Raw genomic sequence first — 17,477 nt, 5'->3', positions numbered from 1 at the left:
ATGCAAGCCGCCTCCAAAAAAAGACTCTATTTCATTAGCGCCATTTACTGGTTCCTGCTATTGTATATTGTAGCTGCGCTGATCTGGTGGTTTATTGCCCTGGAAAACCAGAACCGGCAGATGACGAATTACAAACTGAATGAACTGATCCTGGACGATCCCAAATACCCCGAGAAATACGATCAGATCACTGCAGAGAAGAAGCGAAAGACAGCCCAATATATAGGGGAAGGTATTACTTTTCTTGCCCTGACCCTGATAAGTGCTTTGTTTGTATACAGGGCATTCCTCCGCCTCCAGCATCAGCAGCAGAATTTTATGATGACTGTAACCCATGAGTTAAAAACCCCTATTGCTGTTGCCAAGCTAAACCTGGAAACATTACAAAAACATGCGCTCGAAGAAAGTAAAAGGCAGAAGCTATTACAGATGACGGTGCAGGAAGTAAACCGCCTGAATGCGCTTGTCAATAATATACTGGTATCGGCTCAACTGGAAGGCCGCCGTTACCGGATGTCGTATGAAGAGCTTGATCTTTCTGAACTGGTGAAATCTTCTTTTAATGACTTTAAGAGCCGGTTTCCGGAAAGGCATTGGGCCTCTTCTATTATCCCCGAAATAGATATTACCGGCGATTCCCTCCTGCTCCAGATACTGGTGAATAACCTGCTGGAGAATGCTGTTAAATATTCCCCCAAAGAAGGGCTTATACAATGTAAGCTGCATGCAGCCAATAAACAGGTACTATTAGAGGTGATTGACCAGGGGCCGGGTATTCCGGATGATGAGAAGCGGAAGGTGTTTGAAAAGTTTTACCGGATCGGCAATGAGAATACCCGTACTGCAAAGGGAACCGGCCTGGGGCTATTCCTGTGTCATAAAATTGCAAAAGATCATAAAGCGACCATCCGGGTAATGGATAATTTGCCCACGGGCTGTAATTTTAGCGTTAGTTTTACCAAGTAAATACTATCCATGAGTACGAGGCCCTCTATTTTACTGGTTGAAGATGAAGAAAACCTCCATGAGGCATTGAAGCTGAACCTGGAGCTGGAAGGGTATGAGGTGACTTCCGCCTTTACCGGCAGTGAAGCCCTGCAGAAGGTACAGGATGAGTATTTTGACCTGCTGATACTGGATGTGATGTTACCCGAACTGGATGGTATTAGTGTTACAGAAACGATCCGCGTACAGAATAATGAGGTGCCAATCCTCATCCTCAGCGCCAAAAATGCCAGTTCCGACCGGGTACTGGGATTGAAGAAAGGCGCCGACGATTACCTCACGAAGCCTTTTAACCTGGAAGAGCTGTTGCTGCGTGTTCAGAAACTGATTGACAAGAATAAGAAGATGCTGGATAAGGACTCAGTAGGCGACACGTACAGTTTTGGCAACAATGTGGTGGATTTTAAAGCGCAGGAAGCAACTACAAAGGCCGGCGAACGGATACAGTTAAGCAAGAAGGAAGCCATGTTGCTTAAGCTGCTTATTGAAAATAAAAATGAGGTGGTGCCCCGGGAAAAGATCCTGCAAACGGTTTGGGGCTATAATGTTTATCCTACTACCCGCACTATTGATAATTTCATTCTTAATTTCCGGAAGTATTTTGAAGCGGATAGCCGCAATCCGCAGTTCTTTCATTCTGTAAGGGGGGTTGGGTATAAATACACGGAATAGCCTATACCTGCTGCAATTCCTGTAATAAAGCCCTTGATTCATAGAATATCCTTTTCATATCATCTACCTGCTGGTCGGGCGCATATAACGCCCATTCACATTCATTCAAGACAGTTATGAGCCGTTGAACGGTATCTGCCGGCACTCCTTTGGCAGCCAGGATGCCGGTCACGTTTTGCTTGTTGAGTGCCGAAGGAGGTACCTGGTATTTTTCGGCCACGATTTTCCAAAGCGCCTGTTGTATTTCCCGGCAGAATAACCGCTTATCGCTTTGTTGCAGCGCTTCACGCGCTATAGCCAGTGTTTCATCGGGATCTGTTACTTTCGGCGCAGGTGGTGGCGCGGCGGCATTTACAACTGCCAGCCTGGCCTGTTGCCTGGCTTTCTTCAATTGCCACGACTGGTAGAAGATCCACCCTGCGATGCCCAATACAATGGCGGCAAAGAAATATAAGTGTTTGGGAATGCCTGTTTGATTGTTGTGCAGGATGGCAGCGTTGCGCTCGTCCATTTCAGCCTTGCTCACAGCAGGCATGATGCGCATGGTTATTGGCTCACTTACTGCTGTTTTATACGCTTTCTGCTCCAGATCGTAATATGCGTATTCAATGGCCGGAATGGTGCAGGCGCCTGTATCAGGGGCGGCAAAGGAGTATTCAAATTGTTTGCTGCCGGTGAGTGGCCAGGCATATTTGTTTACCTCTTCCTTAACCGCAGGATCGGCTGTATCCACACCTTTGGGCCATTTTACAGCAGGGGCCATGAGCAGGGTAAGGTTGCCTGTACCGGAAATGGTTACCTGTATTTTTACGAGATCGCCCTGGCGGATCGGATTAGTGGGGGCGTGTACGGCGATATTGAATTTGCCTACTGCCCCTGTAAAGTGAGGTGGCTGATTGGCAACGGGCAATGATTTAACAGCAATGTTGACCGGTTCGGAGCGTACGGCCACCGGATAATCGGCATTTGTCCAGTCGCCGGTAGCGGCATCTTTTTTCCGGAAGTGGATCATGCCTTCCACCTCGGCAGGGTCGAGGGAGAAATCACCTTCCTGCAAAGGGATCAATTGCACTTTGCGGATGATGTTGACATAATAAGGTACGCCTTTGTATACTTCTATTTCCTGCCTGTTGTCGTAGGCATCTACCATTTCAATGACACTGAACCCATTTAATGATGGCCGTTTTACTACCTGCGCATTGGCACTCAGCCTTGAATAGGATTTATAGACGGCCATTACAGGCTCTCCCACGTAACAGGTTGTTTTGTTCACTTCGGTACGCAGGAAGAAGTTTTTGTGGATCTCTTCGGTAACATCTTCTCCCGGCTGCAGTTCGGAAGCAGACTCCATATCCACTTCTTCCCCGCTATTTCCACCTGCAGCCGATAAACCCGTACGTTGCACTAATACTTTTACCGGTGCGGAGCGCATTTGTTTACCATCAATGATGGCCATGGCACCCGGTATCGTAAAGCGTCCGCTGCGGCGGGGAGAAAGAATGATGATCTTTGTATAGGATTCCAGTAACTGCCTGGTTTGCGTTTGGATACTGGTTGTATTCTGGTAATCAAATGTTTCTTCGACGCGGAAATCGGTGAATTCCGGGACTTTGAAATCACGCACGTTGCGGGAACCTTCAATGATGTATTGTACCTGGAATGTCTGGGGGTATTGAACGACGGGTTCGTTGACCTGGGTATAAAATTTAACCTGCCCATTTGCCCACTGCAGGCTAAACAGGCTCACCCATAAAAGTAAAGTATGTAGTTTTCCTTTAATAGATTACATTTTTGCAGCCTATGGCTGTTTAACAAATATAAATTTTGCGGCCAAGCCTTCCCTGATTTGTTGACGTTAAATGTCAGTTAAAGGATGAGCGGTTGCACCTGCTTATAAATCACCCAGTTGCGGGCGTAGTATAATATCTTCCACACAGGCCTGAGGGGAAAGTTGTGCTGCTGCATATACCATGGTGGCGATGTCTTTTGCTTCCATAATACGTTTGGGATCTACACCACTGCCCGCCCACGAGTCGGTATAGGCAGCTCCGGGATAGATGGCGGTAACTTTGATGCCATGGGGTTTCATTTCCTCCCGCAGGTTGCGGGAAAAACCAGCCAATGCATATTTACTGATGCTGTAAGCCCCGCCATTGTTATAGGCGTGGAGCGAAGCAATGGAGCACATGTTGAAGATATGTCCGCTTTTTTGCTTGATCATTTGCGGAATGATCGTACGGGTAACATGATAGGCGCTGAACAGGTTTACATTGAGCATGTGTTCCAATGTTCCTTCCGGCTCATTGTGTACACTTCCCGGATCAAATAAGCCGGCATTGTTGATGAGCACATCCACGGATCCGCCAAAACCCAATACCCAATGGCCAAAGGCTTTTGCCTGTTCTTTGACAGAAAGATCGAAAGCATTGGCCCTGATCTGTATATCCGGATAAAACCGCATGAGGTCTTCTACTGTTTTGTACAGGTTGGTTTCACTGCGGGAGCAGATGAAGAGATTATGGCCCTGAGCAGCAAACTGTTCGGCCAATGCTTTTCCAAACCCTTTGGAAGCGCCGGTGATGACAACGTTCATAGGTACGAAGTTATAAGTATTTTTGCTCCATGAAGTACCAGCATCTCTTTTTTGATCTTGACCATACCCTGTGGGATTTTGAAGCCAACAGCCGTAAAACACTGGCCGATATTTATGAGGAGCTTGCCCTGCATACCAGAGGCATACATGACTTTGACCTTTTTCATAAGAATTACCTGGTACATAATGATAAGCTGTGGGCCCGCTACCGGAACGGTTATATTAAGGTAGATGAGCTACGCTGGAAACGGATGTGGCTGACATTGCTTGACTTTAAGATCGGCGATGAGAAACTAGCCCGGCAGATGGGCGACCGCTTTTTAGATTTACTGCCTTCCCGTAATTTACTGTTCCCGCATACAATAGAGATACTGGAATACCTTACTGGCAAGGGTTATAAGCTGCACCTGATTACGAATGGCTTTGAGCATACCCAGCATAGCAAACTTAAGCATAGCGGCATAGATAAGTATTTTATGGAAGTGATCACTTCCGAAGGCAGTAACAGCCTGAAACCGCACAAGGAGATCTTTGATTATGCTTTTCAAAAAGCACGGGCATTGCCACAAAACAGTATTATGCTTGGTGATAGTATTGAAGTGGATATCCAGGGGGCGATGAATGCCGGGATAGACCAGGTATTTGTAAACCATGTTAATGCGGAAGCTGAAGTGAAGCCAACCTACACGGTGTATTCACTACGGGAACTCGAAACGATTTTTTAACCAGTATTTCCTTCTTACCCAACCGAACTAATTACATTTTTACCGTATATTTAAGCAAGTGCTGCTGCCATGTATTCTTTTTGTTGCTAATATTATACATTTGCGCCTACTATTCAATGCAGTATCTTCTAAAAAATCTATAAAGAGGTATATACCATCTAATTATTACGCCTATTCCTACTCTATTTTAGAATTGCGATTTTATTCCATTCATCAAATTGTCGCTGAAGAAATCGCAATCATTCGATAGCATTGCCAACTATTCAGGAAACACGATTTAAAAACCAAAACTCAGTCACATGAGAAAAAAGTTAACCATGTTAACTGCTTTTTTGTGCATAACAGGTATGTTGTTAGCACAAAAAACTATTACCGGAACGGTAACAGATGACAAGGGAGCCCCCCTGCCCAATGTTTCGATACTTGTAAAGGATACAAGGATCGGCACTACTTCCAACGAAAACGGCACTTATTCCTTCTCAGTGCCAGCCACCGCCAAAGTACTTGTGTTTGCTTCGATTGGTATGATTTCAAAAGAAATCCAGATTGGCAACAAATCAACTATTAATGTATCACTGGCAGCCACTACTGCTGAGCTGGATGAGGTGATCGTGTTGGCGTATGGTAATGTAAAGAAATCCAGCTTTACGGGTTCGGCCGTTCAGGTATCTGCCAAGGAGATGGAAAAAAGAACACTTAGCAATCCGTTGAACGCCATAGTTGGCGCAGCTCCGGGCATTCAGACTACTTCAGCAAGTGGTTCCCCTGGCTCCAGCCCGGGTATCATCTTGCGCGGGTTTGGCTCTTATTCATTGGGAAGCGGCCCTTTGTATGTTGTTGATGGTGCCGTTTATGACGGAGGCTTTTCCAATTTCAACCCGGATGATATTGAAACGATGACGGTGTTGAAAGATGCGTCAACCACCGCATTATATGGTTCAAGAGGCGCCAATGGGGTAATTGTAATCACCACCAAGAAAGGTAAGAAAGGCAGACAATCACTTCAGTTTAAAGCACAGTTGGGCGTTACCGAACCTGCTATTCCAAAATATAACACTGTAGATGTGTATCAATATTATCCGCTGGCCTGGGAGTCTTACCGCAATGGCCTGGTTTATGGCCCTACAGGCGCTCCATTGGATAGTGCCAGCATGATTGCCACTGGTACACTGCCCAGGATCACGACCGGCTCCAATGCCGGCAATCAAAGGTTCAGGACTGGAAGTTTCCGTGATATTTACCAGGTACTTGGGAATTATAATCCATTTAATGTTGGTAACAGAGAGATTGTTGGCATTGATGGAAAACTGAATCCAAATGCTAAGCTGCTATACCCCGATGATATGGACTGGCTGGACCAGGCTACCCGCCAGGGCACACGCCAACAATATAGCGTGATGTATAGTTCCGGTAGCGATAAATCGGACATGACCGCCTCTTTGAGTTATTTGAAAGAAGGGGGCTGGGGCCTTCGCTCTGAGATGACCCGCTTTACAGGCCGTGTAAATGTCAATGTAACTCCTACCAAATGGTTTAAATCAGGAGTTAACCTGGCAGGTAACAGGTCTGATTTTAGTTATTCTGCTACCGGTGGTATTGTAAACCCTTTTTATTTTGCCCGCTATATTGCCCCTATTTACCCGATCCATCTGCGTGCACCCGGCACCGGAACACTGGTGCGGGATGCGCAAGGTAACCCACTGTTTGATTATGGCAATGAGTCTGGCTATGCCCGTCCTTATAACAGTGGCCGGCATTCTATTGCCGAACACCTTTGGAATAAGGACAATGATGTAAGGGATGTTATTTCTGCCCGCGGTTATGCAGATGTTATGTTTACTCCCTGGCTGAAGTTCACTACTAATATCACGCTGGATGTAACGAACACCAATGGTGAAAGCTATGAAAATCCGAAAGTAGGTGATGGATATCCTTCGGGCCGGTATAGCTTAACTACCGGCAAGGTAACCAGCCATACCTTCAACCAATTGTTGAATTTTAATAAAAGTTTCGGTTCCCATAACATTGATGCCATAGTAGGACATGAAAATTATAGTTATAAAAGCACCGGAACATCTGGTATGCGGATCGGTGAGAGTTTTTCAGACATCTATGTTTACCAAAACTTTGGAACCATTAATTCTTTAACCTCCTCGATAGTAGAGAACCGGACTGAAGCTTTCCTTTCCAGAGTTCAGTATGACTATGCAGATAAATACCTTGTTTCTGCCTCTCTGAGAAGGGATGGAAACTCCAGGTTTCCGACTAATTTAAGGTGGGAAAACTTCTGGTCTGTAGGCCTTGGCTGGAGAATTGACAAGGAGGAGTTCTTTAAGGTTCCCTTTGTAGACCTGTTAAAGATCCGTGCATCTTATGGTTATACCGGAAACTCAAATGGGTTAGCCAGCTATCCCTATCAAGTGGGTTACTCCATTGGCTACGATGACGATACCAGACCCGGGGTGGTCCTCACTTCCCTGGGCAGTCCGAATTTAACATGGGAAACCCAAAAGCCCCTGGATATTGGTCTTGATTTCTCTTTGTTCCAGCAAAGACTGTCTGGTACCATCGGCTACTTCTACAGAAAAAGCTCAGGCCTGATCTTTGATGTTCCGCAATCGCTCCAAAATGGAGGAACACCGAGTGGCGTTTATTCCGTGCAGCAAAATATCGGCTCTATGGATAATAAGGGCATTGAAGTACAAATTACCGGCGCGATTATTCGCAGTAAGGATTTTAACTGGAACATGACGGTTAATGCCACTTCTTATAAGAATAAGATGACAGAAATGCCCCCCACAACGCCCACATTAACCAGCTCTCCCTTTAAAAGAGAGGTTGGGCACTCTATTTATGACTTTTATACCAGGACCTATTATGGAGTGGATCCCGCAGACGGGCAGGCGCTTTATTTAGGAGCTATCACTTATAGCACTACCAATTCAAGATTGGTGGATAATGGAAAAGGCGGAAAAGACACCGTAACCATTGATCATAATAATGCCAGACAGACTTATATTGGAAAGTCTGCTATACCGGATGTGTATGGTAGTATTATCAATAATCTGTCCTATAAGAATTTTGACCTGAGTTTTACATTGACCTATCAATTGGGTGGCTATGTATATGACGGTGTGTATGGTTCATTAATGACCACATCCGTTGCGGGTGTTACCTATCACACAGATATCCTGAAGCGCTGGCAGAAACCCGGTGATATTACCAATGTTCCCCGGCTTGATGAAACAAGAAGGGACCAGTTCGGGGCGGCCTCTACGCGCTGGCTGACAGATGCCTCCTATTTGTCTATCAACAACGTAAACCTGTCGTACAGGTTACCCGCTTCTCTTATTTCAAAAATTGGCGCATCAAATGTAATGGTGTATGTAAGTGCCGAGAACCTGCACTTTTTCACCAAGCGAAAAGGTATGAATGTGAATGGCAGCTTTGCCGGCACAACCAGTGATTCTTATGACGCAGCAAGAGTATTCAACCTGGGACTTAGTGTAAACTTCTAAAAAATACGCAATGAAAGCATTTAAAAATAAATTATTGGCAGTAGTGCTAATAAGCACTGTCTTACTCGGCAGCAGTTGTAATAAAGATTACCTGGAATTAACTCCACCGGCTTCTCCCTTAAGACCCGAAGAGATATTTGCCACTACTAAGAATGCCATGGCTACTATTAATGGTATGCACCGCATGATGTACTCCCAGTGGTACAGCACCCAGGCACTGGGTGGCCATAGCGGTAACATGCTTTATATGGAAGTATTGGGCGAGGACTTTGTAATGACAGCCAATGCCAATGGCTGGTTTGTAAGTGAATACCGCTGGCTGGGGCAGCGTAATGATCAAAGCACCATCGTTCGTTTTAGTTATGGTTTTTACTATAGCATGATTGGCAATGCCAATATGATCATTGCCAATATAGACAACGCCGTAGGACCTGACGCAGACAAGAAGTTGATCAAAGGGCAAGCGTATGCCTACAGGGCCTGGAGCTATTTCCAGATGATCCAGTTGTTTGGCGAACGTTTTGTTGCCGGTGCCGCCAATGATGGCATGGGGCTGTCGCTTGTATTAGTACCCAGCACAACGGCATTACCGAGAAATACCGTTGCTGAAGTATACACCCAGATCAATAAAGACCTGGATGAAGCTATCACTTTGTTGACTGGCATTACCCGGCCAGCCAAATCACACCTGAATGTAAATGTGGCGAAAGGTATTAAGGCGCGGGTAGCGCTTACCCAACAGAACTGGGCATTGGCTGCTCAAACGGCGGCTGAAGCCCGTCAAGGTTTCTCCCTGATGGACAGTACCCAATACATGTCGGGGTTCTCCAACACCACCAACCCTGAGTGGATATGGGGTATTGACCACCGAGATGATCATCCTACCTATTTCTATTCATTCTATGCCTATTTGGGTAATTTCTCTTCTACCAACACCCGTGGTAATCCAAAAGCAATTTTCTCGAAGTTATATGCCAAGATAACTCCTACGGATCTCAGGAAAAAACTCTGGGACTCTACCGGTAAGGATGCCACTTTTCCGCTGGTTGATGGGGGGACACGGAAGCCCTATATGACCCGTAAATTCCTGTTGACAAGTCCTGGTAACAGTAATGGCGACCTTGTGTTCATGCGTGCTGCTGAAATGTACCTGATAGAGGCCGAGGCGCTTGCCAGGCAAGGAGGTAAAGAAACTGAGGCACGCCAGGCCCTGTTTACATTGGCCAATAAGCGGGATCCCGCCTATGTGTTGTCTACCAATAGCGGCGATGCTTTGATTGAGGAAATCATGACACAGAGAAGGATTGAACTTTGGGCGGAGGGATTCCGTTTCTATGACCTGAAAAGGTTAAACCTGCCACTGGACAGAACAGGAGGCAATCACGACAACTCACTGGCCCAACTGATGACAGAACCTGCAGGCACCAAGAACTGGATTTTCCTGATCCCCCGGGCTGAAATAGAAAATTCACAAAACATTGTTAAGCAGAATCCGCTGTAGTTAATAGTTTATTTCATTGGCACGCCAATGAAGTATTCATAAAAAAAGCAGAACACTCTTCCGGGTGTTCTGCTTTTTTATTGTAGAAAAGTATAAACTATTTAAAACGTTGCCAATATGGTGACGCCGCCTTGTACAGTTTGATTCAGTTGTACGTTGACTTTGGTGCCTACCGGCAATAATACATCTACACGGCTACCAAATTTGATGAATCCATATTCGGCGCTTTGCTCCACTTTCTGACCTACCGTGAGGTAGTTGATGATACGTTTGGCCAGGGCGCCGGCTATCTGTTTTACCAGTATTTCCCCTTTGGCATGGCGGATGACTACCGAATGCCGCTCATTTTCGGTAGAAGATTTGGGATGCCAGGCCACCAGGTATTTTCCTTTATGGTATTGGTTGTATACTACTTCACCTGCTACCGGATTACGGTTTTGGTGTACGTTGGCCGGGCTCATGAAGATGGACAACTGCAGTCTTTTATCTTTAAAGTATTCTTCATCAAATACTTCTTCAATGACCACTACTTTACCATCTGCCGGGCAGATGACCAGGTTATCACCCTTGGTGAGCTGACGGTTGGGTACCCGGAAGAAGGAAATGATGAACAACAGAAGTCCGAGTGTTACCACGAAGATGAGCCAGCTAAGCCAGGGCAGGTTATAGCTGATGAAATAAAAAGACAAGAGGTTTATTACAGCAAAGATGATGGCTGTAATGAGAATGCTTTTGTATCCTTCCTTGTGAATGGTCATTGAGGGTATTTAAGATTGCAAATGTAAGTAATTAGAAATTATGGGGTTTACTGAGGCCTATTTCATAAAGATCATTACATATAGCCAAACAAAGGGCGTGGCTATCAATAAGGAATCGAACCGGTCCAGGAAACCGCCATGCCCCGGCATCAGGGTGCCGCTGTCTTTCACATTGGCCATGCGTTTGAGTTTGCTTTCCAGCAGATCGCCGGCAGTACCCGCAATGGCAGCAATGGCAGCGATGGCCATCCAGTCAATTACCCGGAGAAATTCAGACAGATACCCCCAAAGGGCCATCACTCCTACACATAAGACGGCTCCTCCAATAGTGCCTTCCCATGTTTTTTTAGGGGAAATGCTGGAAAAGGGGGTTTTCCCAATGAGGGATCCTACTATATAGGCCATGGTATCATTGATCCAGATGGAAAAGATCAATATACAGGGAAGGGCATACCCGAAGAAATCAACGTAGGTGGATGCTCCTTTCTTTATCATTCCAAAACACCTGAGGTCCATCATCAGTCCCCAGCTCAATGATATATATAATAAACCGAGGGCAGAGAGCCATATATTTTTTAGCCGGATGTTGCCGGCAAATAGTAATTCGATAATGGGCAGCATGAATACGCAGATGAGCCCCAGCCACCAGCCAATAGCATGCAGGGAAAAATCGCCGATGTTAAAGGCGTTGTTGGTGAAATAAAGCATGATACACCAGCCTGCTATGCGCACACCGTACTTATGAAAGGGAGTGATGCCCAGGTAGTCGGGATCAATTTTGCCAATGAGTTGCTGGTATTCCTTCCAGCAGCCAAAATGAATGATGGTAAACAGGATGAAAAAACTCCAGTGGCTCCATAATAAGCCACCCAGCATGACCACCACAAAGATGGCGGCAGTAAGAGACCTTGTTTTTAGTGTAGCCAGGTTAAGTGCCATGAGCAGGGAAGTGATTATGCAATGAATTGGTTGGTAGGTGTAAGATCATCAGTACGGTACACTTTGGACCAGGTAATGGTTGACTGACGACGATAATACCACAGGATGGCCCACACCGCCACACCACTGATGATGGAAGCCAGTAAGGGAGTATCGGGATTGGTGTTGATGTATTTCGGGGCAAAGGATACTGCAATAACCTGCACGGCATTGTTTACAAAATGCGCCAATATACAGGTCCACAGGCTGCCACTATACCAATATAAAGCGCCCAGTACGATGCCCAGGAACATGCGGGGCATGAAACCCTGGAATTGCAGGTGCAAGGCAGAAAACAGGAAGGCGGTTACGATGATGCCAGCCCAGGCATTGCGGGTAATCTGTATGAGTATGCGCTGCAGGGCGCCGCGGAAGAAGAGCTCTTCACAAACAGCCGGGAATAAACCGATGACGATGACATTCATGATGACATCAACCGGTTTATTGGATTTAAAGAAAGCTTCAAGCTGTCCAGCCGCTTTGTCTTCCAGCTCCATCATGGAAGAAGGCAGTTGGATCTTCTGGTTCAGGTGGCCCAGCCAGAGTACAAAGGGAAAGGCTAGCAGGATGCAAAGCACCGCCAGGACATACATATTGGTATTTTCGGCCTTCTTAAAGCCCAGGAAGTAAGTGTATTTACCAGTGAAAGTGAACACCGCAAACAGGAATGTGGGTAATACGAACAGGATCAGGGAGGTGAAGGCCTGTGCCCATTTCATGCTGTTAATGACCTCAGGATCAGTCAGGTTTACCTTCGGCGGTTCGGTAGTAATCAAAGCGCCGGCCAGAAATAACAATAGGGGGAAAGCCAGCAGAACAGCCAGTTGCTTCCAGGGTGATTTTATGCGTAAATGACCGATCATAAACTGGTATAAACGAATATTAGTATGTAAATTTGCAGCCGCTCCGGGGCGGCCGCAAGATACGTGATACGAAGATAATTGATCCCGCATCATTATACGGTACCCTGGTATTTTTATTATGCCCGCTATTGGCCACATATCACTCCCGGATTTCCCCTTACTTCTTGCACCCATGGAAGATGTGAGTGACCCTCCTTTCCGCTATGTGTGCAAGCAAAATGGCGCTGACCTGATGTACAGCGAGTTTATTTCCAGTGAAGGCCTGATACGGGATGCTATTAAAAGCAGGCAAAAGCTGGATTTCTCCGAATTTGAACGCCCTTTTGGCATCCAGATCTTTGGCGGCGATGAAGAAGCGATGGCACTGAGCGCCCGCATTGTTGATACGGTACAGCCCGACCTGGTGGATATTAATTATGGCTGCCCGGTGAAGAAGGTGGTATGCAAAGGCGCCGGCGCCGGTGTACTGAAGGATATTGACCTGATGGTACGCTTAACCAGCGCAGTAGTAAAATCCACCACCTTACCCGTAACTGTCAAGACCCGCCTTGGCTGGGATGATGCCAGTAAGAATATTGAAGAAGTGGCGGAACGGTTGCAGGATGTAGGCATTAAGGCGCTTACGATTCATGGCCGCACCCGTGCCCAGTTGTATAAAGGAGAAGCCGACTGGTCGTTGATCGGTAAGATCAAGAATAACCCACGTATTCATATTCCCATTTTCGGGAACGGCGATATTGATTCGCCCCAAAAAGCATTGGCCTATAAGAACCGCTATGGCGTGGATGGCATTATGATTGGCCGCGCCGCTATTGGCTATCCCTGGATCTTCCGGGAGATTAAGCATTACCTGCAAACCGGAGAATTGCTGCCCCTTCCTGGTATTGAAGAGCGGGTAGAGATCTGCCGTACGCACCTGCGCAAGTCAATCGAGTGGAAAGGGGATATTGTTGGCATTTTTGAAATGCGCCGCCACTATACCAATTACCTCAAAGGACTGCCCCATATTAAGGAATACCGCACCCGGCTGGTAACTGTAAAAACGCAGGAAGAGGTGGAAGGGATCCTGGAAGAAGTTAAACAAGCATTTGCCGGCATGGTACCGGAGCGGCCCGTAGCCACTTTCTCTGCAGGACAACTAGAAGAATGTGCTTATTAGAAGCCAGCCCCTGAAGGCCCAGGTATTCCGCTATTGTTTGCGTTTCCCATCTTAACTTTATTGAAATTCGTCAATATGCTACTGCGTGGTCCCAAAACAGTTATTCTTTCGCTGGCGCTGCTACTGCTGGTGATTTCCTGTAAGAACAAAGCCAATAAAAATCCTGAAGCGGGCAAAAAGGCAATGGCGGCAGCCAATGTCCTGGACAGCACATCGCTTATTAATGACCTGGCTTATTTGTCGTCTGAAACATTGGGCGGACGTGAAACCGGTACTCCCGGTAATGCACTGGCTCGCGTATATATTACGAAACGGTTTGACTCCCTGCAATTACAGCCACCCGCCGGTGGCAGGCTCCAGGCTTTCCCGGCGAATAAACAGGATTCCGCTCCCAGGGGCCAGAATGTTATAGCTCTTATACGGGGTACTGCGCATCCCGATGAGTATTATGTGATCTCGGCCCATTATGACCATCTTGGCATGAAAGAAGGTAAGATCTTTTATGGAGCAGACGATAATGCTTCCGGCTCAGCCTGTTTGCTGGCGCTGGCCCGTTATTTTAAACAGCATCCCCCCAGGCATTCTTTCATTTTCGCTTCTTTTGATGCAGAGGAAAAGGGGTTGGTAGGTTCCCGGTATTTTGTGTCGAATCCGCCGGTAGACAGCAATAAGATTAAGCTGAATGTTAATATGGATATGGTGAGCCGTAATGATAAGAACGAGATTTATGCCAGCGGCACTTATCATTATCCCTTCCTGAAACAGTATGTGGACAGCATTAAATCGCTGACCCCTGTACAGGTATTGTTTGGCCACGACAACCCCTCAGAAGGCCATAATGACTGGACGAATCAATCGGACCATTATCCTTTCCATAAAGCACGTATTCCCTATCTGTATTTTGGCGTAGAGGACCACCCCGATTACCACAAGCCTACGGATACTTTTGACAAGGTGGACAAAGGTTTTTATTACCGGGTATGCAATATGATCAAAGAAACGATTGTGCTGCTGGATAAGCAGGAGAAGCTGAATTAAGCTACGAGCGGTGAGCCGTGAGCTACGAGCGGCATCTATTGCGTAAATGCCTGCAGCTTTGAAGTGTAGTCTTTCGCGCGTTTTTCTGCGAAGTAATCAGCGCCCAGCATGAGCAATGCCTGGATGGTTAAGGCAACGCCCAGGCCAAACCAGAAGGCTTTTTCGGGCCGGGAGCGGTATATGCCTATTAGTATTATGCCTGTAATGATGAGCACCATCTCGACCCACTTATAGATCGTAAAGCCCTTATTCACTTTTTGCATGCGGGGAAGCTCCTGCTCTTTTAATTCCTGCGGATTCATATCATACGCATAGACGTTCCGGACACGGTCGCCATCACTCCTTTTGTAGACGACGAAGCCTATGGTGAGCTCAATTAATCCTATCAATAATAAAGGAATAGCGGCCCCTTTATAGAAGTTGTTGCGCAATACAAAGAAAAAAACGAAAGCGAACGCGATGGCTAGGGCACCAATGATGATGAAGATGAGTCCCACCTGCTTCTCGGCCAGGAAGTATTTCTCTATATCCGCTTTGGTAAGCATAGCATTGGTGTTTTAATAGTATTATTTGGTAATGGCGCCCGTTATTATATTACTCATGGGCGATACGGAGGGATCAAAGTAATGGGTAAGTACTCCCTTTTCATTGACGAGGTATTTTGAAAAGTTCCAGGAAGGCGCCTGCTCATTCCATCCATTCTGGTCCTTATGGGTAAGCCATTCAAATACGGGGTTCTGCTCCGGCGATTTGATGACCACACTTTTCTGAGCTAATGGGAAGCTGACCCCGAAGTTGACTTTACAAAACTGTGCAATTTCTGTATCACTCCCTTTTTCCTGTTCATGGAAGTCATTGGCAGGAAAGCCAATGATAACGAGCCTATCCTTGTTTTGCTCATAGAGTTGCTGAAGATCGGTATACTGGTTGGTGTACCCGCAATCGCTGGCGGTATTGACAAGCAATATCTTTTTACCCTGCAGGGAAGACAGGGCCAGGGTATCGCCACTGTTTAAGGTCACAGTCAGATCATATACCGACCGTGGCGCTATTACTCCCAGTTGATTAATCATGGTCTTGTTATTTTTTCCAAACAGCTTTGTTACCCCCATCATGAGGGGGTACACTGCTTTTAATATTTTTTGTCTCATGGTCATGTCCGGTGTGTTTCTGCTAACGTACGCTACATATCCTCCAAAAGCCACCAATAGCAATACCAAGGTAATGATAGTTCTTTTAAACCACCGGTATTTGTGCTTTGGGGCCATACTCAGCGAATGATCCATTTAAACAATTTCAGCTTTCCTTTGAAAGGCGGGTATTTGATATCCGGATCGAACCAGGTGGGTGTTTTCATGACGGCCTTCCGGTGGCTGAATGCTTCAAAGCTGTTGCGGCCATGGTAGGCGCCTGTGCCACTGGCGCCACGTCCGCCAAAGGGAAGGTTATGATTGGTGAAGTGCCAACTGGAATTGTTGATACAAGCGCCACCGGCAGGCACCTGATCGAGCCAGGCTTGTTGTTTTTTATTCCCGGAAGAATAGATGTAAAAGGCCAATGGATTGGGATGCCGGTTGATGATGACCTTTGCTTCTTCCATAGTATTGAAAGGAATTACCGGTAAGATGGGGCCGAATATTTCCTCCTGCATGACGGGCGAATCCGGCGATACCTGTGCCAGCAAGGTAGGTTCTATATAGAGGCTGGCCTGATCATGCTGTCCGCCATATACTATCTGACCGCTGTTCAATAGATGTATAAGGCGATTGAAATGCCGCTGGTTGATGATCTTTCCGTAATTGTAGTTGCCGGCGGGGTTATCAGAAAAGAATTGCCGGATGGTTTGCTTCATAGCAGTTATGAATACATCGTGCACAGACCTGTGCACAAGCACATAGTCCGGCGCCACGCACATTTGTCCGGCATTGGAGAATTTGGTTACGGCGATGCGGCGGGCGGCCACTTTGATGTTGGCATCGCTTTCTACTACACAGGGGCTTTTGCCCCCCAACTCCAATGTTACGGGCGTGAGCTTTTCGGCAGCCATCTGGTAGATGCGCTTGCCGGTAGCCGTGCTGCCGGTATAAAAAACATGGTCAAATCGAAACGACTGCATGAGGGGTGGAACTACTTCCGCACCATCCCCTTCGATGTATAAGATGTATTCTTTAGGGAATGTTTCTTCGATGAGGGTTTTCATAACGGCCGATGTGGCAGGGGCCAGTTCGCTTGACTTCAGCACGATACAATTGCCGGCGGCTATAGCGCCTATTAATGGCGCCAGGAGCAGTTGTAGCGGATAGTTCCAGGGCGCCATGATCAATACGATACCCAATGGCTCGCGCATAATGTAACTGGAAGACGGCAGGTTAACAAGGTTGGTGCCTACCCGCTCCGGCTCCATCCAGGAATGTAATCCTCTGAGTGTGGCATTGAGTTCACTGAGCAGGAACCCCGTTTCTGTCACCCAACTCTCTTCCGGGCTTTTTTTAAGATCGGCATATAAGGCATTGTGCAATGCCGCTTCATGCTTACCCAATGCCCGCTTCAGGTGTTGCAATTGCTCCTTGCGAAACCTGTACGACCTGGTTACCCCACTATCATAGTAATGGCGCATAAGCAGCAGCGCATCGGTTAGCCTTTCGTTATTCATAGTTATATGCCCAA

Annotated in this window: 15 protein-coding genes; 7 read left to right on the top strand and 8 right to left on the bottom strand. The window is 46.7% G+C overall.

Annotation, left to right across the window (positions count from 1 at the left end; all coding sequences use genetic code 11):
- Both HB364_RS06790 and HB364_RS06785 read left to right on the top strand, forming a co-directional pair.
- Entirely contained in the window at positions 1-966 is a 966-nt protein-coding gene (locus HB364_RS06790) for a sensor histidine kinase (RefSeq protein ID WP_167287110.1), read from the top strand.
- A gap of 9 nt (positions 967-975) precedes the next feature.
- Positions 976-1,677, top strand: coding sequence for a response regulator transcription factor (locus HB364_RS06785; RefSeq protein ID WP_167287109.1), 702 nt, complete (start codon positions 976-978; stop codon positions 1,675-1,677).
- Between the two features lies 1 nt (position 1,678).
- On the opposite strand, the gene HB364_RS06780 is transcribed toward HB364_RS06785, so the two are convergent.
- Both HB364_RS06780 and HB364_RS06775 read right to left on the bottom strand, forming a co-directional pair.
- The gene (locus HB364_RS06780) at positions 1,679-3,424 is read right to left on the bottom strand and encodes a BatD family protein (RefSeq protein WP_167287108.1); all 1,746 of its coding nucleotides are present in this window, start codon (positions 3,422-3,424) and stop codon (positions 1,679-1,681) included.
- A gap of 144 nt (positions 3,425-3,568) precedes the next feature.
- Positions 3,569-4,270 carry an SDR family oxidoreductase gene (locus HB364_RS06775; RefSeq protein WP_167287107.1) on the bottom strand — a complete coding sequence of 234 codons (702 nt, stop codon included), beginning with the start codon at positions 4,268-4,270 and terminating at the stop codon, positions 3,569-3,571.
- Positions 4,271-4,299: 29 nt separating this feature from the next.
- Between HB364_RS06775 and HB364_RS06770 the strand changes: the two genes are divergently transcribed.
- The 3 genes from HB364_RS06770 to HB364_RS06760 all read left to right on the top strand — a co-directional run bounded on the left by HB364_RS06770 (position 4,300) and on the right by HB364_RS06760 (position 10,014).
- Entirely contained in the window at positions 4,300-4,995 is a 696-nt protein-coding gene (locus HB364_RS06770; RefSeq protein WP_167287106.1) for a YjjG family noncanonical pyrimidine nucleotidase, read from the top strand.
- Positions 4,996-5,294: 299 nt separating this feature from the next.
- Positions 5,295-8,513, top strand: coding sequence for a SusC/RagA family TonB-linked outer membrane protein (locus HB364_RS06765; protein ID WP_167287105.1), 3,219 nt, complete (start codon positions 5,295-5,297; stop codon positions 8,511-8,513).
- A 10-nt stretch (positions 8,514-8,523) separates the two neighbouring features.
- On the top strand, positions 8,524-10,014 hold the full coding sequence (locus tag HB364_RS06760) for a RagB/SusD family nutrient uptake outer membrane protein (RefSeq protein ID WP_167287104.1): 1,491 nt from the start codon (positions 8,524-8,526) through the stop codon (positions 10,012-10,014).
- A gap of 101 nt (positions 10,015-10,115) precedes the next feature.
- Here HB364_RS06760 and HB364_RS06755 read toward each other — a convergent pair whose 3' ends face one another.
- The 3 genes from HB364_RS06755 to HB364_RS06745 are packed head-to-tail and all read right to left on the bottom strand — an operon-like array spanning position 10,116 to position 12,613.
- Entirely contained in the window at positions 10,116-10,772 is a 657-nt protein-coding gene (locus HB364_RS06755; RefSeq protein ID WP_167287103.1) for a phosphatidylserine decarboxylase family protein, read from the bottom strand.
- Positions 10,773-10,829: 57 nt separating this feature from the next.
- Entirely contained in the window at positions 10,830-11,711 is an 882-nt protein-coding gene (locus HB364_RS06750) for a phosphatidate cytidylyltransferase (RefSeq protein ID WP_167287102.1), read from the bottom strand.
- Positions 11,712-11,725: 14 nt separating this feature from the next.
- Positions 11,726-12,613 carry a type II CAAX endopeptidase family protein gene (locus tag HB364_RS06745; protein WP_167287101.1) on the bottom strand — a complete coding sequence of 296 codons (888 nt, stop codon included), beginning with the start codon at positions 12,611-12,613 and terminating at the stop codon, positions 11,726-11,728.
- A gap of 118 nt (positions 12,614-12,731) precedes the next feature.
- Here HB364_RS06745 and dusB point away from each other — a divergent pair, with 118 nt between their 5' ends.
- Both dusB and HB364_RS06735 read left to right on the top strand, forming a co-directional pair.
- Positions 12,732-13,772, top strand: a complete 1,041-nt coding sequence (dusB, locus tag HB364_RS06740; protein ID WP_167287100.1) for a tRNA dihydrouridine synthase DusB — start codon at positions 12,732-12,734, stop codon at positions 13,770-13,772.
- A 75-nt stretch (positions 13,773-13,847) separates the two neighbouring features.
- Positions 13,848-14,810: a M28 family peptidase gene (locus HB364_RS06735; RefSeq protein WP_167287099.1), complete on the top strand. Its 963-nt coding sequence runs from the start codon at positions 13,848-13,850 to the stop codon at positions 14,808-14,810.
- 35 nt (positions 14,811-14,845) lie between these two features.
- Here HB364_RS06735 and HB364_RS06730 read toward each other — a convergent pair whose 3' ends face one another.
- The 3 genes from HB364_RS06730 to HB364_RS06720 all read right to left on the bottom strand — a co-directional run bounded on the left by HB364_RS06730 (position 14,846) and on the right by HB364_RS06720 (position 17,463).
- Positions 14,846-15,355: a hypothetical protein gene (locus HB364_RS06730; protein WP_167287098.1), complete on the bottom strand. Its 510-nt coding sequence runs from the start codon at positions 15,353-15,355 to the stop codon at positions 14,846-14,848.
- Positions 15,356-15,376: 21 nt separating this feature from the next.
- A complete protein-coding gene (locus HB364_RS06725) occupies positions 15,377-15,967 on the bottom strand; it encodes a glutathione peroxidase (RefSeq protein ID WP_167287097.1) in 591 nt (196 codons plus the stop codon).
- A gap of 113 nt (positions 15,968-16,080) precedes the next feature.
- Positions 16,081-17,463, bottom strand: a complete 1,383-nt coding sequence (locus HB364_RS06720) for an aldehyde dehydrogenase (protein ID WP_167287096.1) — start codon at positions 17,461-17,463, stop codon at positions 16,081-16,083.
- Between the last annotated feature and the right edge of the window lie 14 nt (positions 17,464-17,477).

This window comes from Paraflavitalea devenefica (genome assembly GCF_011759375.1).
In the GTDB taxonomy this organism is placed as follows: domain Bacteria; phylum Bacteroidota; class Bacteroidia; order Chitinophagales; family Chitinophagaceae; genus Paraflavitalea; species Paraflavitalea devenefica.
This window is presented reverse-complemented; position numbering and strand designations above follow the sequence as displayed.

Bases quoted from the DNA above. Each gene is read 5' to 3' on its own strand.
- HB364_RS06725 (WP_167287097.1), bottom strand. From the start codon at position 15,967: ATGACCATGAGACAAAAAATATTAAAAGCAGTGTACCCCCTCATGATG.
- HB364_RS06735 (WP_167287099.1), top strand. From the start codon at position 13,848: ATGCTACTGCGTGGTCCCAAAACAGTTATTCTTTCGCTGGCGCTGCTA.
- HB364_RS06775 (WP_167287107.1), bottom strand. From the start codon at position 4,270: ATGAACGTTGTCATCACCGGCGCTTCCAAAGGGTTTGGAAAAGCATTG.
- HB364_RS06750 (WP_167287102.1), bottom strand. From the start codon at position 11,711: ATGGCACTTAACCTGGCTACACTAAAAACAAGGTCTCTTACTGCCGCC.
- HB364_RS06790 (WP_167287110.1), top strand. From the start codon at position 1: ATGCAAGCCGCCTCCAAAAAAAGACTCTATTTCATTAGCGCCATTTAC.
- HB364_RS06745 (WP_167287101.1), bottom strand. From the start codon at position 12,613: ATGATCGGTCATTTACGCATAAAATCACCCTGGAAGCAACTGGCTGTT.
- HB364_RS06755 (WP_167287103.1), bottom strand. From the start codon at position 10,772: ATGACCATTCACAAGGAAGGATACAAAAGCATTCTCATTACAGCCATC.
- HB364_RS06785 (WP_167287109.1), top strand. From the start codon at position 976: ATGAGTACGAGGCCCTCTATTTTACTGGTTGAAGATGAAGAAAACCTC.
- HB364_RS06770 (WP_167287106.1), top strand. From the start codon at position 4,300: ATGAAGTACCAGCATCTCTTTTTTGATCTTGACCATACCCTGTGGGAT.
- HB364_RS06730 (WP_167287098.1), bottom strand. From the start codon at position 15,355: ATGCTTACCAAAGCGGATATAGAGAAATACTTCCTGGCCGAGAAGCAG.
- HB364_RS06760 (WP_167287104.1), top strand. From the start codon at position 8,524: ATGAAAGCATTTAAAAATAAATTATTGGCAGTAGTGCTAATAAGCACT.
- HB364_RS06765 (WP_167287105.1), top strand. From the start codon at position 5,295: ATGAGAAAAAAGTTAACCATGTTAACTGCTTTTTTGTGCATAACAGGT.
- dusB (WP_167287100.1), top strand. From the start codon at position 12,732: ATGCCCGCTATTGGCCACATATCACTCCCGGATTTCCCCTTACTTCTT.
- HB364_RS06720 (WP_167287096.1), bottom strand. From the start codon at position 17,463: ATGAATAACGAAAGGCTAACCGATGCGCTGCTGCTTATGCGCCATTAC.